The organism is Mycobacterium sp. 1274756.6, from assembly GCF_001668625.1.
Lineage (GTDB): Bacteria > Actinomycetota > Actinomycetes > Mycobacteriales > Mycobacteriaceae > Mycobacterium.
In genome coordinates, this window is record NZ_LZLJ01000050.1 from 38,659 (window position 1) to 57,164 (window position 18,506).

Genomic DNA, 18,506 nt, shown 5'->3' on the forward strand with positions numbered 1-18,506 from the left:
ATCAGCCTTGCATCGCAACGAAGTTGGCGAAGGTGACGGCGAGCAGTGCCAGCAGGAACGATCCGGCGAGGAGTTCGGGGACCCGGAACAGCCGCAGCTTGGCGATGAAGACCTCCGCGCCGGCCAGCAACGCCGCCAGCAGCGCCACCTTGACCGCGATCGCCACCACACCGATCCCGATCTGCAGCAGGCCGGGTGCGGCCGGCGCTACCCCCCAGGGCAGGAACAGGTTGGCCAGCAACGCCAGCAGCACCGACAGCCGCATGCCTTCGGCCCATTCGACCAGCGCCAGCCGCGGTCCGGCGTACTCGAGCACCACCGCCTCGTGCACCATGGTCAGCTCCAGGTGGGTGGCCGGGTTGTCGACCGGCAGACGGCCGGTTTCGGCGACGATCACCAGCGCCAGCGCGGCGAACGCCAGCACCCCGGTCAGTGACAGCACCTGGCCGGGGTGGTCGAGGGCGTGACCGACGATCGCGCCGAGGTTGGCCGAACCGGCCGGGATGGACAGCGCGAACACCGCCAGCAGGATGGCGGGCTCGACCAGGGCGGCGAACGTGAGCTGGCGGCTGGCGCCCATCCCGCCGAACGCGGTCGCGGTGTCGACCCCGGCCAGCGTCATCGCGACGGTGCCCAGGAACAGCAGGCCCACCACCGCGAACAGGTCGGCGACCGAGTCCAGCGGCGAGCCCAATGCCACCAGCGGCGCGATCGCGGCGATCAGCAGCGTGCTGCCGGCCAGCAGCACCGGGGCGGCCCGGAAGACGACCGTGGTGCCCTCGGGGGTGACGCGTTGTTTGCGCAGCTGCTTGCGCAGGTCGCGCCAGGGCTGGCCGACGCCGGCGCCGCGGCGCCCCTCGGCGCGGGCGCGCACCTGGCGCACCAGCCCGACCAGCAGCGGGGCGCCCAGCATCACCACGGCCAGCTGCACGACGCCGGCCAGGTAGGCGGTGGGGGTCATCGGGCGATCACCACCACGATCAGCACGCCGATGCCGCCGTAGGCCAGGTACAGGTGCACGCTGCCGGTGTGGGCCGCGCGCACCGCGCGGGCCAGCGCGGTCAGGGCGCGCAGCAGCGGCAGGTAGAGACGCTCTTCGAAGGCATCGGTCAGCCGGGCGCGGTAGGCGATGCGTTCGACGTGGTAGCGCGACTCCAGCTGCGGGGTGACCTCGATGTCGGTGTCGGGGCGCAGCACGTCGTCGAAGACCTGCTGCAGCGGCTGCGCGAACGAGGTCGCGGTGTACTGCATGCGCGGGGTGAGTTCGGCGGCGCCGCAATCCCACAGCGGCGCGCCCGAGACCGGGGCGGGTCGCCGCCACGCGGTCCAGGAGGCGCACGCCACCGCGATCGCGACGGCGCCGAGCAGGGCGGCGGCCAGCAGGCCCGGGGCCACCGAGCCGTCCAGGCCGGGCAGCCGGAGGACGGGGCCGAGACTGCTCAGGTCGGCCTCGGCGAAACCGGGCAGACTCTGGACCACCGCGCCGAGGGTGGGCATCAGCACGAACGGTGCGACGCCCAGCACCACGCAGCAGGCGGCCAGTGCGGCCATGGCCGTGATCATCGTCGCGGACGCCTCACGCGCTTCGGCGGCCGCGGTGGAGCGGGCGCGGGCGAGGAATCCGAAGCCGAAGGCCTTGGCCATTGCCGCCACCCCGAGTCCGGCGGTGAGCGCCACCGCGCCCACGGCCAGCGGTGTGGCGAGGCCGACGACGGTGTCCACGGTGCCCGCGTCGGGGCGGGCATGGATCAGCGACTGCACCAGCAGCCACTCGCTGACGAAGCCGGCGCCCAGGGGCAGCGCGGTGGCACCGAATGCGCCGATACCGAAAAGGATTGCGGTGGCGGGCATCCGGCGGGCCAGTCCGCCGAGCCGGTCGAGGTCACGCAGGCCGGTGGCGCTGAGCACCGAACCGGCGCCCAGGAAGCCCAGGGATTTGAAGGCGCCGTGGGCGACCAGGTGCAGCAGCGCCGCGGTGACCGCCAGCAGCGCGGCCGGCCCGATCGCGGTGGCGCTGAGCAGGACCGCCGCGCCCAGCGCCAGCGTGATCAGGCCCATGTTCTCCACGGTCGAGTAGGCCAGCAGCCGTTTGATGTCGGTGGCCACCACCGCCTGCAGCACCCCGTAGACCGCGGTGAGCGCCCCGACGACCAGCAGCACCAGCCCCCACCAGCGCGGCCCGGGGCCCAGCAGCTGCAGATCGACCCGGATCACCCCGTAGATGCCCATGTTGACCATTGCCGCGCTCATCAACGCCGACACCGGGCTGGGGGCTTCGGGGTGGGCGCGCGGCAGCCAGGCGTGCAGCGGCAGCAGACCGGCCTTGGAGCCGAACCCGGCGAACGTCGCCACGAACACGATGCTGCGCACCGGTTCGGGCACCGCCCCCAGATCGGCGAAGGTGTCGGCTCCCCCGGCGGCGCCCAGCAGCATCAGCCCGAGCAGGATCACCACGAATCCCAGCTGGGTCATCACCGCGTAGAACACGGCCGCGGATCGCACCGCGGGGCGCCGGTGGTCGGTCGCGACCAGGATGACCGAGGCCAGCGCCATCAGTTCCCAGGCCAGCAGGAAGGTGCTCACCGATCCGGCGGCGGGCACCAGCAGGAGGGCGGCGACGAAGACGGGCAGCACCGTCAACGCGACCGGGCCGGGCCGGTCCCGGCGCAGGTAGCCGGCGCTGTAGATGCCGACCGCGACCGCGACCGCGCCGGTGAGCGCGATGAAGAATCCGCCGAGCCGGTCGACGTGCAGGTGCACCCCGACCAGCGGCACCAGCCAGTCGATCCGCACCGGCGGCACCGCTCCGGCGATCCCGGCGAGCCCGAGCGCGACACCGCCGGCGCCGAGGCCGACGGTGGCCGCCGCGCTGGCGGCCGCGCCCGCATCGCGGGCCGGCGCCGATTCGCGCTGCAGAACGGTCAACGTCGGGTCACCGACCGCAGGGCCGCGACGATCTGATCGGGGGTGGGTGGGCAGCCGGGCACCTCGACGTCGACGTCGACGATCTCGTCGACCGCGCCGGCGACGCCGTAGCCGTCGGCGAAGACGCCGCGGTTGAGCGCGCAGTCGCCGCAGGCGATCACCGCGCGCGGTTGCGGGGTGGCGGCGACGGTCTTGCGCAGCGGGTCGGCCATGTTGTGGGTGACCACGCCGGTGACCAGCACCGCGTCGGCGTGCCGGGGGGAGGCGACCAGGCGGGTGCCGTAGCGTTCGGCGTCGTAGACCGGCCCGAACGCCGCCGCGATCTCGATCTCGCAGCCGTTGCAGGAGCCGGCGTCGACGTGGCGGACCTGCAGCGAGCCGCTGACCCCGGTGGGCGGTTCGGGGCCCGGTTCGGGTGCGGGTCCGGCGGGCTCGGCGGCCCGGCCGAGTCGCAGGATTCGGCTCAGCCAACTCATGTCTCTGCCCCTTCCACGCCCCGGGCGGCCCGCAGGTCGGCCAGCACCGCGACCTGACCGCTGAGCATCCCGGTGAGCACCTCGCGAGCCACCGCCAGCAGTTCGGCGATGGCCGGTGAGGCCAGCGAGTAGGTCACGGTGGTGGACTGCTTGGTGGCGGTCACCAGGCCGGCGCGGCGCAGCACGCCGAGCTGGTGGGACATGCTCGACGCTTCCAGCCCGACCTCGGCGAGCAGCTCGGCGACGGTGTGGTCGCGCTCGACGAGCAGCTCCAGCACCCGGATGCGGGCGGGGTGGCCCAGCGTCTTGAAGAACTCCGCCTTCAGCGTGTACAGCGGTGTGTCCAGCGTGCCCGGCATGCGCCCTCGTTCGTGATTCCCTTAACTCAACAATTGAAGAAGTTATCATATGTGGGCGCCGCGGGGCCACCGGCGGTCTGCGGGCAATGCCGGGCTGCCGGCCGGCTTCTAGTCTGCGGGCCGGCTTCTAGACCGGGGGGATCTCCACCCTGCGCACGGTGCCGTCGACGGCGTCGGCGGCCTCGATCTCGCCGCGGGTGACGCCCAGGATGAACAGCACCGTGTCCAGGTACGGATAGCTCAGCGACGCGTCGGCGACCTCGCGCAGCGCCGGCTTGGCGTTGAACGCCACCCCCAGCCCGGCGGCGGTCAGCATGTCGATGTCGTTGGCGCCGTCCCCCACCGCGACGGTCTGGCTCATCGGCACGCCGGCATCGCGGGCGAAGTCGCGCAGCGCCTTGGCCTTTCCGGGCCGGTCGATGATCGGCCCGACCAGCCGACCGGTGAGCAGGCCGTCGACGACCTCCAGTTGGTTGGCGGCCACGTAGTCCAGGGCGAGCTCGTGGGCGAGTGGATCGATGACCTGCCGGAAGCCGCCGGAGACCACCCCGCAGTAGTAGCCGAGCCGGCGCAGGGTGCGCAGGGTGGTGCGGGCGCCCGGGGTGAGCAGCAGCTGGTCGGCGACGTCGTCGAGCACCGCGGCGGGCAGTCCGGCCAGGGTGGCGACCCGTTGCCGCAGGGAAGCGGCGAAGTCCAGTTCACCGCGCATCGCCGCCTCGGTGATGGCGGCGACCTCCGCCTGGCGGCCCACCCGGTCGGCCAGCATCTCGATGACCTCGCCCTGGATCAGGGTCGAGTCGACGTCGAACACGATGAGCCGCTTGGCCTGCCGGGACAGACTCATGTCGGAGAACGCGACGTCGAGGTGTTCGTCGGCGGCGGCCCGGGCCACCACGGTCTGCAGCTGCTCGCCGACGCCGGGCGGCACCGAGACCCGCAGTTCCAGCCCGGTGACCGGATAGTCGGAGATGCCGCGGATGGTGTCGATGTTGACACCGAGTTCGGCCACGTCGTGGGCCAGCGCCCCGAACGCCTCGGCGGTGACCGGCCTGCCCAGCACGACGATCTTGTGCGTGGAGGGCTCCTTGATGATCGGCAGATCGTCGCTGCGCTCGATCGTGACGTCGAGCCCCATCGCGTGGATGGCCGCCTCGACCTCACCACGGAACCCGTTGTGCACCACGCTGTCCGGCTCGGCCGACACCAGCACGCCCAGGGTCAGCCGGCCGCGGATCACCACCTGCTCGACGTTGAGCAGCGCGACCCGGTGCCGGCCGAGCACCTCGAACAGCGCCGAGGTGACGCCGGGCCGGTCGATGCCGGTGACGGTGATCAACACCGTCACCTTCTTCGCGGCAGCGCTCACCCGCAGCCCCGCGTCATCGGAACCCGCGGCTCAGCTGGACGGCAGGGCGGTGGGCTCTTCGGCGTGCTTGCGCCCGACGTGGGCCTCGGCGCGCATCCGTTCCACCATGTGCGGGTAGTGCAGCTCGAACGCCGGGCGCTCCGAACGGATCCGGGGCAGCTCGGTGAAGTTGTGCCGCGGCGGCGGGCAGCTGGTGGTCCACTCCAGGGAGTTGCCGTAGCCCCACGGGTCGTCGACGGTGACGACCTCGCCGTAGCGCCAGCTCTTGAACGCGTTCCACACGAACACGATCAGCGACACACCCAGGATGAACGAGCCGATCGTGGACACGATGTTCAGCGGCTGGTAGCCGTCGGTGTCCAGGTAGTCGGCGTAGCGGCGCGGCATGCCCTCGTTGCCCAGCCAGTGCTGCACCAGGAACGTGGTGTGGAACCCGATGAAGGTCAGCCAGAAGTGCACCTTGCCCAACCGCTCGTCGAGCAGGCGCCCGGTCATCTTCGGGAACCAGAAGTAGATCCCGGCGAAGGTGGCGAACACGATCGTGCCGAACAGCACGTAGTGGAAGTGCGCCACCAGGAAGTAGGTGTCGGTGACGTGGAAGTCCAGCGGCGGGGCCGCCAGCATCACCCCGGTCAGCCCACCGGCGAGGAAGGTCACCAGGAACCCGAACGAGAACAGCATCGGGGTCTCGAAGGTCATCTGGCCCTTCCACATGGTGCCGATCCAGTTGAAGAACTTGATCCCGGTGGGCACCGCGATGGTGAAGGTCATGAACGAGAAGAACGGCAGCAGCACCGCGCCGGTGGCGAACATGTGGTGCGCCCACACCGCGGTGGACAGCGCCGCGATCGCCATCGTGGCGAAGATCAGCGTGGTGTAGCCGAAGATCGGCTTGCGGCTGAACACCGGGATGACCTCGCTGATGATCCCGAAGAACGGCAGCGCGATCACATACACCTCGGGATGGCCGAAGAACCAGAAGAGGTGCTGGTAGAGGATGATGCCGCCGTTGGCCGGGTCGTAGATGTGCCCGCCGAGGTGACGGTCGTAGGCCAGGCCGAGCAGCGCGGCGGTCAGCAGCGGGAAGATGATGAGCACCATCAGCGAGGTGACCAGGATGTTCCAGGTGAACACCGGCATCCGGAACATGGTCATGCCCGGGGCGCGCATGCAGACCACGGTGGTGATCATGTTGACCGCACCGAGGATGGAGGCCAGACCGGTGACGGCCAGACCCACGATCCAGAAGTCACCGCCCGGTCCCGGGGAGTGGATCGCGTCGCTCAGCGGGGTGTAGGCGGTCCAGCCGAAGTCGGCGGCTCCGCCGGGGGTGATGAAGCCGGCCAGCGCGATCAGCGAACCGAACAGGAACAGCCAGTACGACAGCGCGTTCAGCCGCGGGAACGCCACGTCGGGCGCGCCGATCTGCAGCGGCAGCACCAGGTTGGCGAACCCGAACACGATCGGCGTCGCGTAGAAGAGCAGCATCGCCGTGCCGTGCATGGTGAACAGCTGGTTGAACTGCTCGTTGGAGAGGAACTGCAGGCCCGGCGCGGCCAGCTCGGCGCGGATGAACAGCGCCATCAGCCCGGCCACACCGAAGAAGACCATGCAGGTGACCACGTACATGATGCCGATCAGCTTGTGATCGGTGGTCGTCACCATCTTGTACAGCAGGTCACCCTTGGGACCCGTGCGCGGTGGGTACGGGCGGTTTGCCTCGAGTTCTCCGCGCGGGGGGGCTTCGGCTGTCACGGGTCCTCCAAATATCAGTCCGGCGTCCCTGGGCACAGTCAGCGGTGGTGAGGGATCTCTAGTAGAGATCGTAGCGTCCGTACCAATCCATGTGGGCCCCGGACCCCCTGTGTAGAACGTCATGTCCTACGAGCTGTCGTATTCGTGCCGTGCACAATCTTGCGTCACCCGGGTGTTACCGTCAACCGCGTGTTCAGGGGTGGTGCGCGACCTCGCCGCGGGTCCCGTGCCGTCGCGGCGCTGCTGGGCTTGGGGCTGGCCTTCACCGCGGGCTGCGCCACCGACACCGCCGGGGAGCGCGCCCCGTCGACCTCGGTGATCACCAGCACCACGATGATCGCCGGCGCCGGGGTGCTGGGCAACCAGCGCCGCCCCGACGAATCGTGTGCCGCCGAGCCCGCCCCCGCCGAACCCGGCCCCGGGCCGGTCGACAACGCCGAGGGCATCGTCCCGGCGACCGTCGAGGTCCCCGCCGACCCGCAGCGCATCGTGGTGCTGGCCGGCGACCAGCTCGACGCGCTGTGCGCGCTGGGCCTGCAGTCGCGGATCGTGGCCGCCGCCGAGCAGCCCTCCTACCTGGGGACGGTCATCCACGACCTGCCCGCGGTCGGCTCCCCCGACGCCCCGGATCTCGCCGCGATCAGCGCGGCCGACCCGGATCTGAACCTCGGGTCGGCGGCGTCGACCCCGGAGCTGTACCCGCGGCTCGCGGAGATCGCCCCGACCGTGTTCACCGCCGCGCCGGGGGCGCGCTGGCAGAGCGTCCTGCGCGCCGTCGCCGCCGCCACCGGGCGGGCCGGCGCCGCCGACGGGCTGCTCGACGGGTTCGCCGAACTGGCCGCGCGGGTCGCGGCCAAGGCCGACACCGCCCACTATCAGGCGTCGATCGTGCAGTTCACCGACGACCGGGTGCGGATCTTCGGTGCGGTGAACTTCCCGGCCAGTGTGCTCAAGGAGGCCGGCTTGGACCGGCCCCCCGCCCAGCGCTTCACCGACCGCCCGTTCATCGAGGTCGACACGACCGACCTGGACGGCGCCGACTTCTCCGCCGCGGACGCCGACATCGTCTACGTGTCGTTCGCGACCGCCACGGCCAAGGAGCGCGCACCGCAGATCTTCGACAGCACCGCATGGCGCGCCCTGTCGGCCACCTACGACAACCGGGTGTTCGTGGTCAACAACGAGGTGTGGCAGGCCGGGCAGAACCTGGTCGCGGCCCGCGGCATCCTCGACGACCTGCAGTGGGTCAACGCCCCGATCAACTGAGCAGCCGCTGCAACTGCGCTGCCGCCGCGGCGCGGGCGGCCGCGGCCTCCGCGCCGACCCGCCGGATCTCGGCGTCCAGGCCCGCCACCTGGTCCTGCAGTTCCGCCAGCGCGCCGACCTGGCGGGCGCGGAGTTGCCCCTCGGCGCCGTCGGTGCGCAGCACCTGCAGTTGTTCGGTGATGCGGCTCGCCGCCGCGTGCAGATCGGCGCGGTCGGTGTCGAGCCGGTCGCGTTCGGCGTCGAGGTGTTCGGCGCGCCGTCGTTCGGCGAGCACCTCCGACAGTTCCTCGATGGTCGCCGCGTCCAGCGAGCGGCTGGACAGCCAGGCGTCCAGCCGCGCCGGGGAGAGGTCGCCGTAGCCGACGTCGCGGTAGACCGGCCAGGTTTCCAGCACCGTGGCCGCCACGCTCCGGTGGCCGGGGACGGTGACGGCCAGCCGGTGCCGGTCGGGGTCGGTGTCCTCCAGCAGGACAGCGGTGTCGTCGCCGATGACGTGGTGGTCGAACCGGCGCGGCAACTCGACGATGACCTCCACCGGGTCGGGGTGGTCGTTGCGCAGCCACAGCCCGTGGCGCTGCTCCACCCGTTGTTCTTCGATGGCGGCGGTGTCGGCCAGGCGCACGCCGACGGTGACGGTGTCGGTGGCGGTGTGGCTGCTGCAATGCACGGCGAGGTCTTTGGCGAAACTCAGCCGCGCCCGCGCGCCGCGGGCGGTGAAGCCCAGCATCGCCTCACCGGCGTAGCCGCCGTGTTCGTAGATCACCGCCGGGCCCTCCTCGAGCACCAGGTCGGTGTCGTTGGCGAAGGAGATCGTGATCTCCGGGGCGGGGGCGGAATCGATCGGCCACACCAGTTCCCGGCGTAGCTGCCCGACCGGAGCGACCGCCAGCGGCACCATCGTCGCGCCACCGGGCGCCAGCGAGACCGGCGTGGTCAGCCGGTATTCGAAGTACTCGCCGCTGTCGGCGGCCTCGACATCCTCGGCGGCCGCTCCGTAGGAGTCGAGATCGGGGACGCCGGAGAGCATCATCTCGTCACGCGGTGCGCTGCGCATCGCCCGGTCCGCGACGAGCCGCTGCTGCTCCTCGGCGACGGTGCGCCGCACCCGACGCGGGTGATACAGGTCGATGTCGAACGAGTGGGGCTGGCCGGTGGTGAGGGTCACCGCGATGTCGGTCAGGTCCTCGTCGACCGGGTTGTGCAGGATTCCCATCGCGGCCAGGGTGGCCCGGTCCCCGTCGCGGATCAGCCGGTAGGACACCCGCCACATCGGGGCGGCGACCAGATAGGACAGCTCCGCCTCGGCGGCCCGGCCGCGCAGGTTCACCCCGATCGTGGCGTGCGGTCCCGCGGTCGCCGCCTTCGCGCGGTCGAGCAGGCGGGCCAACTCCGCACGCGCGCCGGGATCGAGCACGCTGAGTCGCCCGACGCCGGCGAGGTCGACGATCTCCACCTGGCCGGCGTCGGTGCGCAGCAGCAGGGTGCGCTGCCCCGCACCGGGTTCGTCGACCCCGATCACCTCGCCGCGATACGTCGCCGCGCCGTGCTGCGCCTCGACGCTGCGTCCGCGCAGTCCGTCGAGCAGGTCGCGCAGCGCGGTCCCGGTGTCGGACGGCACCGGGAAGCCGGGCGCGTCGTCGGGCGGGTCCACCGGGGTGTCGAAGGTGATCGCCCCGACCGCCGCGTCGGCACCCGCCGCGGAGACCACCAGCGACTTCAGCACGTCGGGCATGTCGGTGCGGCGGACGGTCAACGCGACATCGCCGTCGACGGGTCCGCGGTGGACCACGAAGGCCACGCCGAGTTTGTAGAGGACCAGGTGCGTCACCGGCGGGCATGCGGACATGAGCCGACGATAACCGCGGGGGGTGACACGGCAGGCGGGTCGAGGCGATGTGGTGGAGAACACGTTCGTCGGCCCGCCGGGGTTTCGGTGCGGCTTTCACCTCGCCGTTGTGGCCGATACCGTGGCCGCCGGGCGGTGGGATGCCGCGGCGCGCGACGGCACCGACTATTTAACTTCGCTAAGCTATACAACTAGGGTGCCGGCCGGGCGAAGGGCCGCGGCCACGCCATTGCTGAGCCAGCTAGCCACATCGAGAGATTGCAAAGAGGGATAGCCAGATGAGCACGACCGTTTCCGCTTACGCCGCCACGTCGCCGACCTCGCCACTGACCAAGACCACGATCACCCGCCGCGAACCGGGCCCGCACGACGTGGCCATCGACATCAAGTTCGCCGGGATCTGCCACTCCGACATCCACACCGTCAAGGCCGAGTGGGGCCAGCCCAACTACCCGGTGGTGCCCGGCCACGAGATCGCCGGGGTGGTCAGCGCGGTCGGTGCCGAGGTCACCAAGTACCAGGTCGGCGACCGGGTCGGGGTCGGCTGCTTCGTCGACTCCTGCCGCGAGTGCCCGAGCTGTCAGGCCGGGCTGGAGCAGTACTGCACCGGTGGCGGCATGGTCGGCACCTACAACTCGGTCAACCGCCGGTTCGACGAGCCCACCCAGGGCGGCTACAGCCAGGCCATCGTCGTCGACGAGAACTACGTGCTGCGCATCCCCGACGCCATCCCGCTGGATGCCGCCGCTCCCCTGCTGTGCGCCGGCATCACCCTGTTCTCCCCGCTGCGGCACTGGAAGGTCGGCCCCGGGATGCAGATCGCGGTGGTGGGTCTCGGCGGGCTGGGCCACATGGGCGTCAAGCTCGGCGCGGCGATGGGCGCGGAGGTCACCGTGCTGTCCCAGTCGCTGAAGAAGATGGAGGACGGGCTGCGCCTGGGTGCCAGCCACTACTACGCGACCAGCGACCCCGACACCTTCAAGAAGCTGCGCAACCGCTTCGACGTCATCCTCAACACGGTGTCGGCGAACCTGGACCTGGGCGCCTACCTGAACATGCTCAAGGTCGACGGCACCCTGGTCGAGCTGGGCATGCCCGAGCACGACATGGCGGTGCCGCCGTTCCCGCTGGCCGGGATGCGCCGCAGCCTGTCCGGGTCGATGATCGGCGGGATCGCCGAGACCCAGGAGATGCTGGACTTCTGCGCCGAGCATGACGTGCGGCCCGAGATCGAGCTGATCGACGCCGACTACGTCAACACCGCCTATGAGCGGGTGCTCGGCTCCGACGTGCGCTACCGGTTCGTCATCGACACGGCGACGATCTGACCGGCGGCCGCGCGGGCATCCGCACCGCGGTGTAGCCGAGCGTGAGCACCGCGGTGACCACCAGCAGCACCAGCCCGACCGTGTAGTCGTTGTGCACCGGGTCGTAGGTGGCGCCCATCACCAGCGGCGGGAAGAAGCCGCCCAAACCGCCTGCGGCGGCGACGATCCCGCTGACGGTGCCGACCGATCCGGGCTGGGCGCGGCGGGTCACCCAGGCGAACACGCCGCCGGTGCCGATTCCCAGCGCGACCGCCAACGCGATGAACGTGGCCGCCGACCACACGTCGGCCGGCGGCCGGAACACCGCCACCAGCGCCAGTGTCGCGACACCGGCGAGTGAGGCCAGCACGACGTACTTGGGGGCGATCCGGTCGGCGAGCATGCCGCCGACCGGCCGGGCCAGCACCGCGGCCAACGCGAAAGCGGCGGTGCGGGTGCCGGCCTCCACCGGCGCGAACCCGTAGACGGTCTTGATGTAGGTGGGCAGGTAGTTGCTGAACGCCACGAACCCGCCGAACACCACCGCGTAGAGCAGGGACATCTCCCAGGTGATCGGCAACCGCAGGGCAGCACGGATTTTCGGTCCCAGCCGTTCGGTGTTGGGAACGAACACCGGCCCGGGATGCATCGCCACCGCGCACACGCCCGCGGTCACCAGCAGCGCCGCGGCGACCAGCAGGTGGGTGGGCACCAGCCCGAACCACCGCACGAACCGCGGGGTGAAGTACGCCGAGAGCGCGGTGCCGACCATGCCCATCCCGAACACGCCGGTGGCGAAGCCGCGGCGCGACGGCTCATACCAGTTGTTGGCGAACGGGATCCCGATGGCGAACACGGTGCCCGCGATCCCGAGGAAGAAGGCCGCGGTCAGCAGCAGCGGGTAGGACCCGCTGGCCTCGGCGGCGCCCACCGCCACCACCGGACCGACCGAGAGCAGCGAGACGGCGACGAACATGGTGCGTCCGCCGAACCGGTCGGTCAGCGGGCCGGTCACCATCCGGCCGAGTGCGCCGACGAGGACCGGGGTGGCGACCACCAGCGCCTCCTGGTTGCCGCTGAGCGACATCAGCGTCGCCTCGCGGGTTCCCAACGGGCCGATCAGGTTCCACGCCCAGAAGTTGACCAGCGACGCCCAGGTCGCCAGCGCCAGCTGCACCCCGGGGCGGTTGAGCAGGGTCGCGGTGGGTTCCGCCGTCTGCCGGTTCACAGCCGGGGTGGGGTCAGAACTCCCAGTCCTCGTCCTCGGTCACCACGGCCTTGCCGATCACGTACGAGGAGCCCGACCCGGAGAAGAAGTCGTGGTTCTCGTCGGCGTTGGGGCTCAGCGCCGAGAGGATGGCCGGGTTGACGTCGGTCTCGTCACGCGGGAACAGCGCCTCGTAGCCGAGGTTCATCAACGCCTTGTTGGCGTTGTAGCGCAGGAACTTCTTGACGTCCTCGGTCAGGCCGATGTCGTCGTAGAGGTCCTGGGTGTACTCCACCTCGTTGTCGTAGAGCTCGAAGAGCAGTTCGTAGGTGTAGTCCTTGAGTTCCTGGCGTTTGGCTTCGTCGGCCATCGCCAGCCCGCGCTGGTACTTGTAGCCGATGTAGTAGCCGTGCACGGCCTCGTCGCGGATGATCAGCCGGATGACGTCGGCGGTGTTGGTCAGCTTGCCCCGGCTGGACCAGTACATCGGCATGTAGAAGCCGGAGTAGAACAGGAAGCTCTCCAACAGGGTGGAGGCCACTTTGCGCTTGAGCGGCTCGTCACCGCGGTAGTAGCGCATGACGATCTCGGCTTTGCGCTGCAGGTTGGTGTTCTCCTCCGACCAGCGGAACGCCTCGTCGATCTCGGTCGTCGAGCACAGCGTGGAGAAGATCTGGCTGTAGCTCTTGGCGTGCACCGACTCCATGAACGCGATGTTGGTGTAGACGGCTTCCTCGTGCGGGGTCAGCGCGTCGGGGATCAGGCTGACCGCGCCGACGGTGCCCTGGATGGTGTCCAGCAGGGTCAGCCCGGTGAACACCCGCATGGTGACTTCTTTTTCCTTGTCGGTGAGCGTCGCCCAGGCCTGGATGTCGTTGGAGACCGGCACCTTCTCCGGCAGCCAGAAGTTGCCGGTCAACCGGTCCCAGACCTCGAGGTCCTTCTCGTCTTGCACCCGGTTCCAGTTGATCGCCGAGACCCGATCGATCAGCTTCACTTGTCCGCTCACCGCTACCCCACTTCGAACGCCGATACCCGTGCCTGACGACACTACCCCTGGGGGCCGACAAGTTCGGCTAACACAACACGTTGTGTTGCCGTGTCGGGCTCAGCGATGCGACCGGGCGGCCGGCCCGACCCCGAGGAACCGGTATTCGGCGGGGCGCAGCCGGCGGGTGGCGGTCCAGTACTGCCAGGTGTAGCCGCCCCACAGCACCGGGTTTCTGCCGTGTGCGTCGAGGTACCAGCTGGAACAGCCGCCGGTGTTCCACACCGAGCGGGCCAGCCGGCGCTGCAGCTCGGCGTTGAACCGGTCCTGGGCGGAGCGGGTCGGGGTCAGCGCCTGGGCACCGGCCTTCTCGGCGGCGGCGATCGCCTGGTCGACGTAGTGGACCTGGGATTCGATCATGAACACCATCGAGTTGTGGCCCAGCCCGGTGTTGGGGCCGAGCAGGAAGAACAGGTTGGGCATGCCGGCGACGGTGACCCCGCGGTGGGCGGCCATGCCCTCGGCGTTCCACCGGTCGACCAGGTTCTCCCCGTCGCTGCCCTTGATGTCGACGTAGGTGTAGGAGTCGCTGACGTGGAACCCGGTGGCGAAGACGACCACGTCGACGTGGCGTTCGGTGCCGTCGACGGTGACGATGCCGTCGGCGGTGAACCGGTCGATGCCCTCGGTGATCAGCTCGGTCTTCGCATCGGCCACCGCCGGGTAGTAGGTGGAGGAGTTCAGGATGCGTTTGCAGCCCAGCCGGTAGCGCGGGGTCAGTTTGCGCCGTAGCGCCCGGTCTGTGACGCCGCGGCGGATGTTCCACCGGCCCAACACTTCTCCGATGCGCAGCAGCCCCGGCCAGCGGGTCATACCGACCGCCACGGCCTCCTGCAACCAGTAGATCGCGGTGCGCAGCGCGAGTCGGGCGCCGGGGACCACGGTCAGCACGCGGCGCAGCCGCTCGGGGATCGCCTCGTTGGTGCGCGGGATGACCCAGGCCGGCGTGCGCTGGTAGAGCTGCAGGCCGCCGACCCGGTCGACGATCTCCGGCACGATCTGGATCGCGCTGGCCCCGGTGCCGATCACCGCGACCTGCTTGCCGGTCAACTCGACGCTGTCGTCCCACTGCGCGGAGTGGAACGCCGCGCCGCCGCCGGCGCGGAAGTCCTCGAGCCCGGCGAAGTCGGGCACCGACGGGATGTGCAGCGCGCCGGCCGCCGAGATCAGGAAGCGGGCGACGAATTCCCTTCCGTCGGTGGTGAAGACATGCCAGCGGTACTCGTCGTCGTCCCAGTGGGCGCGGTCGACGAGGGAGTCGAACACCATGTAGCGGCGGAGGCCGTACTTGTCGGCGACGCCCTTGAGGTAGCCGAAGATCTCGTCCTGGTAGGAGAACAGGTACTCCCAGTCGGGTTTGGGCTCGAACGAGTAGGAGTACAGGTGCGAGGGGATGTCGCAGGCGCAGCCGGGATAGGTGTTGTCGCGCCAGGTGCCGCCGAGGTCACCGGCCTTCTCCAGCATCAGGAAGTCGATGCCGCGCCGTTGCAGGGCGATGCCCATCGCCAGCCCGGAGAAGCCGGTGCCGATGATCAGGGCGCCGGTCTGCACCACCGGCCGGTCGGGCGCGGCGGAGTCGGCGGGCTGCTCGGTGACGGTCATGGCGCACCCTTTCCTGGGACCTGCGGTACCGGATAATTCTCAGTGTGGCCGCGCGCGCCGTCCGCTGTCAACGGTGGACCGGCGTGCCAGGGGCTAGCTGGCGGCCCGCCGCGGGACCGCGGCGTGGATGGGCTGACCGGGATCGATGGTGATGCCCAGCACCGCCGCGGTGCTGGTCACCGTGCCGGACAGGATCGTGCTCAGGTGCTCGACGAAGACGTCCTGGGCCATCCGGCGTTCGCTGCCGGCGTCGCGGCCCAGCCACCAGTCGGTGGCCGAGGCGACCGACCCGAACGTCGCGAACGCGGCCAACTCGATCGCGTCGCGGTCCAGCTGCATCTCGCGCAGTTCGTTGCTGAACATCTCCGCGATCGCCAGGATGATCTCGCGGCCCTCCTGCAGCGCCTGCAGGGTGGACGACGACTGCTCGGTGAACTGCCCCTGGAGCAGGAACCGCAGCACGTTGGGGTGCTGTTCGACCAGCCCGACGTACTGTTCCACGCCTTTGCGGATCACTTCCTCGGCGGAGTCGGTGGTCACGTCGATGGCCGAGGAGATCGCCGCCCACAGCATGTCGCGCATCCGTTCGCTGACCGCCTGGAACAGATCCGACTTGTCGGTGAAATGCCGGTAGATCTTCGGTTTGGCGGTGCCGGCCTCCTCGGCGATCTCCCGCACGCTCAGTTCCGGTCCGCGCTTGTCGATGGCGCGGAAGGCGGCGTCGACGATCTCGGCGCGCACCTTTTTGCGGTGCTCACGCCAGCGCTCCCGCCGGGCGTCGACTTTGCCGTCGGGCCGCTCGGCGGGGCTGGGCCGGGCCGGTCTGCGCACGTCCCACACTGTACTCGCCCGTACCGGCCGCGCCGGTGGCTATAGCCGGGTTGACCTGCCGAGACACCGCGTCACCGGGCGGCGCGGGCGCAGGCTCGGTTTTTCTCCGGCACCCTCGCCTCGGTAGCGTAGGGCCCGCGATCGATCTCGGAAGGGCTGAACACCGGTGACACAGCGATACGACCTGGCCATCGTCGGCGGCGGGCCGGCCGGGTCGGCGGCTGCCTGGCAGGCCCGCCAGGCCGGGGCCAGTGTCGTGCTGCTGGACAAGGCGCAGTTCCCCCGGGACAAGCCGTGCGGGGATGGGTTGACCGCCCGCGCCGTCAGCTACCTGCAGAAGATGGGGCTGGCCGAGGAGGTCGCGACCTTCCACCGGGTCAACCGGGTCTGCGTGTACAGCCCCAGCCACTGGGAGCTGTCCTTCCCGCGCCGCCCGGGCATGCCCGATCACGGCCGCACCGTCAGCCGCACCACCTTGGACACCATGCTGCTGCGCCACGCGGCGGCCGCCGGCGCGGAGGTCCGCGAAGCCGCGGAGGTCGCCGGGCCGGTCCTCGACGACCGCGGCCGGGTCACCGGGGTGAGCCTCAAGGGCGGCGAGCAGGTGTTGGCCGACGCGGTGATCGCCGCCGACGGCGCCTACTCCCCCATCAAACGGGCGCTGAAACTGGACTCGGCCTACAACGGCTACTCCGCGATCGCCATCCGCGCCGAGATGGACGCCAACCGGCCCGACTCCGACAGCCTGGACATCTACCTTCGGCTGCGCTTCGAGGGCGACCAGCTGCCCGGCTACGGCTGGGTGTTCCCGATGGGCGACGGCCGGTTCAACATCGGGCTGGGCTACGTCAACAGCTACCGCAACTGGCAGGCGATCAACGCCACGGCGTTTCTCGGGGAGTTCCTGGGCACGCTGCCACGCGAGTGGGAGCTGCCCGACATCGGTGAGCTGAAGAAGTCCAAAAGCGTGCGCGCCTGGCGGCTGCCGATGGGCTTCACCGCCTGGCCGCCCTGGCGACCCGGGGTGCTGTTCGCCGGCGACGCGCTGGGCGCGGGCAAGCCGGCCAGCGGCGCCGGCATCTCCAAGGCCCTGGAATCCGGGATGGCCGCGGGCGAGTGCGCCGTCGCCGCGCTGACCAACGCCGGACCCGACGACTTCACCAACTACGCCCAGCGCATGCAGGAGGCGTGGGGCCGGGAGTACCGGCGCGGCCGCTACTTCCACAAACTGCTGGGCTATCCGCACGTCGCCGACGCGGGGGTGCGGCTCATCGACAACGCGGCGTTCCGCGACCGGGTGCTCAAGGCGCTGTACAAGAAGGCGCAGGGGCCGGCGCACAGCTACTGAGCCAGCCGGTCATCCGAACGGGCAGGTACCGGTGCGGCCCCCCGGGACCGCGAACGACTCCAACCCGTAGCGGTCGTAAAAGCGTGCCAGCCAAGCGTTCTGCCGCTGCAGCCGCCGCGCCGCCCGCTCGTAGCGGGCGCGGCTGCGCGGGGTGTCGCCGCGGCGGGCGCGTAAACCGTCTAGGCGCACCCGGTTGTAATGGATGGGTTCGAGTTTCAGCCGGTCCGGCAGCAGCCGCCAGGCCAACTGCATCGCGGTGCTGTAGACGGTGAACTCGATGTCGTGGCGCGGCTTGAGCTCGAACCCGATCATAGCCAGCACGTCGGGGTGCATGGTCTTGGCGGAACAGACCTGCACCACGTGGCCGGCCAGCGGGCGCAGCACCAGCCAGGGCGGAGTGAGTACCGGGCGCATCCATTTCGGCAGCAACAGGTTGGGCAGCGGTAGGCGGGTCAGCGTGGCGAACTGGTGGCGCAGGAAACCGTTGGCCTCCAACTCGGTGGTGACCGTCTGGTCGTAGTAGGCGGCGAATTCGGCGAAGGTGGCGGGCAGTTTGCCCCGCTTGCTGGGCAACTCCAGGTCGGAAAAGAGGTGGCGCAAGTACTGGTAGGCGGCTTCTTCCTCGGCGGGCCGCAGGCTGTTTCCGGTGCACACCGGGAAGGCGACCAGGATCGCGTGCACCGCGCTGGCGATGATCCACAGCCACAGGTCGGGGTCCAGCGCGCTGTAGCGCACGCCGTCGTATTCGCCGATGCCGGTGCCGCGGACGTCGCGGTGGCGGTCTTTGAGCCATTGGGCGTGTGTTCGGCGCTGTTGCGCGTCGGCGAGGATCACCTGCCCGCTGAAGCCGCTGCGCAACGCCCGGTCGGTGAAGTTCTCCCGAAACCGGCCGGTGTGGTCCACCGATGCGGCGATCGGGACGCGGGCCACCTCGTCGAAGAGCACTCCGCCGAACACGCCGGTCAGCACGCTGCCGATGTGTTTGCGGAAGTCGGCCATCACCGCCGGGCGCAGGCCGGGGCCTTCGAGCAGGTGCAGACCGTCGGTCTCGTCGTTGTCTGGGGCGGCCTCGACCGGCGGGTCGATGTCGGTGAGCAGCTCGGTCATCGCAACCTCCCGATGTTAGGGCGTTAACTGAACGCTAACATCATCACTCGTCGGAGGGAAGCA

General features: G+C 70.3%; 15 protein-coding genes. 3 read left to right on the plus strand and 12 right to left on the minus strand.

All coding sequences use genetic code 11. From position 1 onward, the window contains the following. Position 1: 1 nt before the first annotated feature. The 6 genes from A5643_RS06905 to ctaD form a co-directional block, all read right to left on the minus strand. Positions 2–961, minus strand: a complete 960-nt coding sequence (locus A5643_RS06905; protein WP_066853322.1) for a respiratory chain complex I subunit 1 family protein — start codon at positions 959–961, stop codon at positions 2–4. Continuing rightward, a complete protein-coding gene (locus A5643_RS06910; protein WP_082948776.1) occupies positions 958–2,925 on the minus strand; it encodes a proton-conducting transporter transmembrane domain-containing protein in 1,968 nt (655 codons plus the stop codon). The genes A5643_RS06905 and A5643_RS06910 overlap by 4 nt, the downstream gene beginning before the upstream one ends. Continuing rightward, on the minus strand, positions 2,922–3,401 hold the full coding sequence (locus A5643_RS06915) for an NADH-quinone oxidoreductase subunit B family protein (protein ID WP_066853324.1): 480 nt from the start codon (positions 3,399–3,401) through the stop codon (positions 2,922–2,924). The genes A5643_RS06910 and A5643_RS06915 overlap by 4 nt, the downstream gene beginning before the upstream one ends. Beyond that, a complete protein-coding gene (locus A5643_RS06920; protein WP_082948777.1) occupies positions 3,398–3,760 on the minus strand; it encodes an ArsR/SmtB family transcription factor in 363 nt (120 codons plus the stop codon). The genes A5643_RS06915 and A5643_RS06920 overlap by 4 nt, the downstream gene beginning before the upstream one ends. A 127-nt stretch (positions 3,761–3,887) precedes the next feature. After that, complete coding sequence (gene serB / locus A5643_RS06925) at positions 3,888–5,126, minus strand: phosphoserine phosphatase SerB (RefSeq protein WP_066853326.1); 1,239 nt, start codon at positions 5,124–5,126, stop codon at positions 3,888–3,890. A 30-nt stretch (positions 5,127–5,156) separates the two neighbouring features. Continuing rightward, complete coding sequence (ctaD, locus tag A5643_RS06930) at positions 5,157–6,881, minus strand: aa3-type cytochrome oxidase subunit I (protein WP_066853328.1); 1,725 nt, start codon at positions 6,879–6,881, stop codon at positions 5,157–5,159. A 189-nt stretch (positions 6,882–7,070) separates the two neighbouring features. On the opposite strand from ctaD, the gene A5643_RS06935 reads away from it, so the two are divergent. Further along, entirely contained in the window at positions 7,071–8,147 is a 1,077-nt protein-coding gene (locus tag A5643_RS06935) for an ABC transporter substrate-binding protein (protein WP_502686217.1), read from the plus strand. Here the strand turns inward: A5643_RS06935 and A5643_RS06940 are convergent. Then, positions 8,140–9,993 carry a hypothetical protein gene (locus tag A5643_RS06940; RefSeq protein WP_066853330.1) on the minus strand — a complete coding sequence of 618 codons (1,854 nt, stop codon included), beginning with the start codon at positions 9,991–9,993 and terminating at the stop codon, positions 8,140–8,142. The two genes, A5643_RS06935 and A5643_RS06940, sit on opposite strands and share 8 nt — an antisense overlap. 278 nt (positions 9,994–10,271) lie before the next feature. On the opposite strand from A5643_RS06940, the gene A5643_RS06945 reads away from it, so the two are divergent. Further along, entirely contained in the window at positions 10,272–11,321 is a 1,050-nt protein-coding gene (locus A5643_RS06945) for an NAD(P)-dependent alcohol dehydrogenase (protein ID WP_066853331.1), read from the plus strand. Here the strand turns inward: A5643_RS06945 and A5643_RS06950 are convergent. The 4 genes from A5643_RS06950 to A5643_RS06965 all read right to left on the minus strand — a co-directional run bounded on the left by A5643_RS06950 (position 11,299) and on the right by A5643_RS06965 (position 15,988). Beyond that, positions 11,299–12,528 carry a nitrate/nitrite transporter gene (locus A5643_RS06950; RefSeq protein WP_286143644.1) on the minus strand — a complete coding sequence of 410 codons (1,230 nt, stop codon included), beginning with the start codon at positions 12,526–12,528 and terminating at the stop codon, positions 11,299–11,301. The two genes, A5643_RS06945 and A5643_RS06950, sit on opposite strands and share 23 nt — an antisense overlap. 13 nt (positions 12,529–12,541) lie before the next feature. After that, complete coding sequence (gene nrdF / locus A5643_RS06955; RefSeq protein ID WP_156628597.1) at positions 12,542–13,516, minus strand: class 1b ribonucleoside-diphosphate reductase subunit beta; 975 nt, start codon at positions 13,514–13,516, stop codon at positions 12,542–12,544. A gap of 99 nt (positions 13,517–13,615) precedes the next feature. Next, positions 13,616–15,157 carry a flavin-containing monooxygenase gene (locus tag A5643_RS06960; RefSeq protein ID WP_066853335.1) on the minus strand — a complete coding sequence of 514 codons (1,542 nt, stop codon included), beginning with the start codon at positions 15,155–15,157 and terminating at the stop codon, positions 13,616–13,618. Between the two features lie 93 nt (positions 15,158–15,250). Beyond that, positions 15,251–15,988 carry a TetR/AcrR family transcriptional regulator gene (locus A5643_RS06965; RefSeq protein ID WP_066853420.1) on the minus strand — a complete coding sequence of 246 codons (738 nt, stop codon included), beginning with the start codon at positions 15,986–15,988 and terminating at the stop codon, positions 15,251–15,253. A 166-nt stretch (positions 15,989–16,154) separates the two neighbouring features. Here A5643_RS06965 and A5643_RS06970 point away from each other — a divergent pair, with 166 nt between their 5' ends. Further along, positions 16,155–17,336, plus strand: coding sequence for an NAD(P)/FAD-dependent oxidoreductase (locus A5643_RS06970; RefSeq protein WP_066853337.1), 1,182 nt, complete (start codon positions 16,155–16,157; stop codon positions 17,334–17,336). Positions 17,337–17,345: 9 nt separating this feature from the next. Here the strand turns inward: A5643_RS06970 and A5643_RS06975 are convergent, their stop codons facing one another. Then, a complete protein-coding gene (locus A5643_RS06975; protein ID WP_066853339.1) occupies positions 17,346–18,443 on the minus strand; it encodes an oxygenase MpaB family protein in 1,098 nt (365 codons plus the stop codon). Positions 18,444–18,506: the final 63 nt, after the last annotated feature.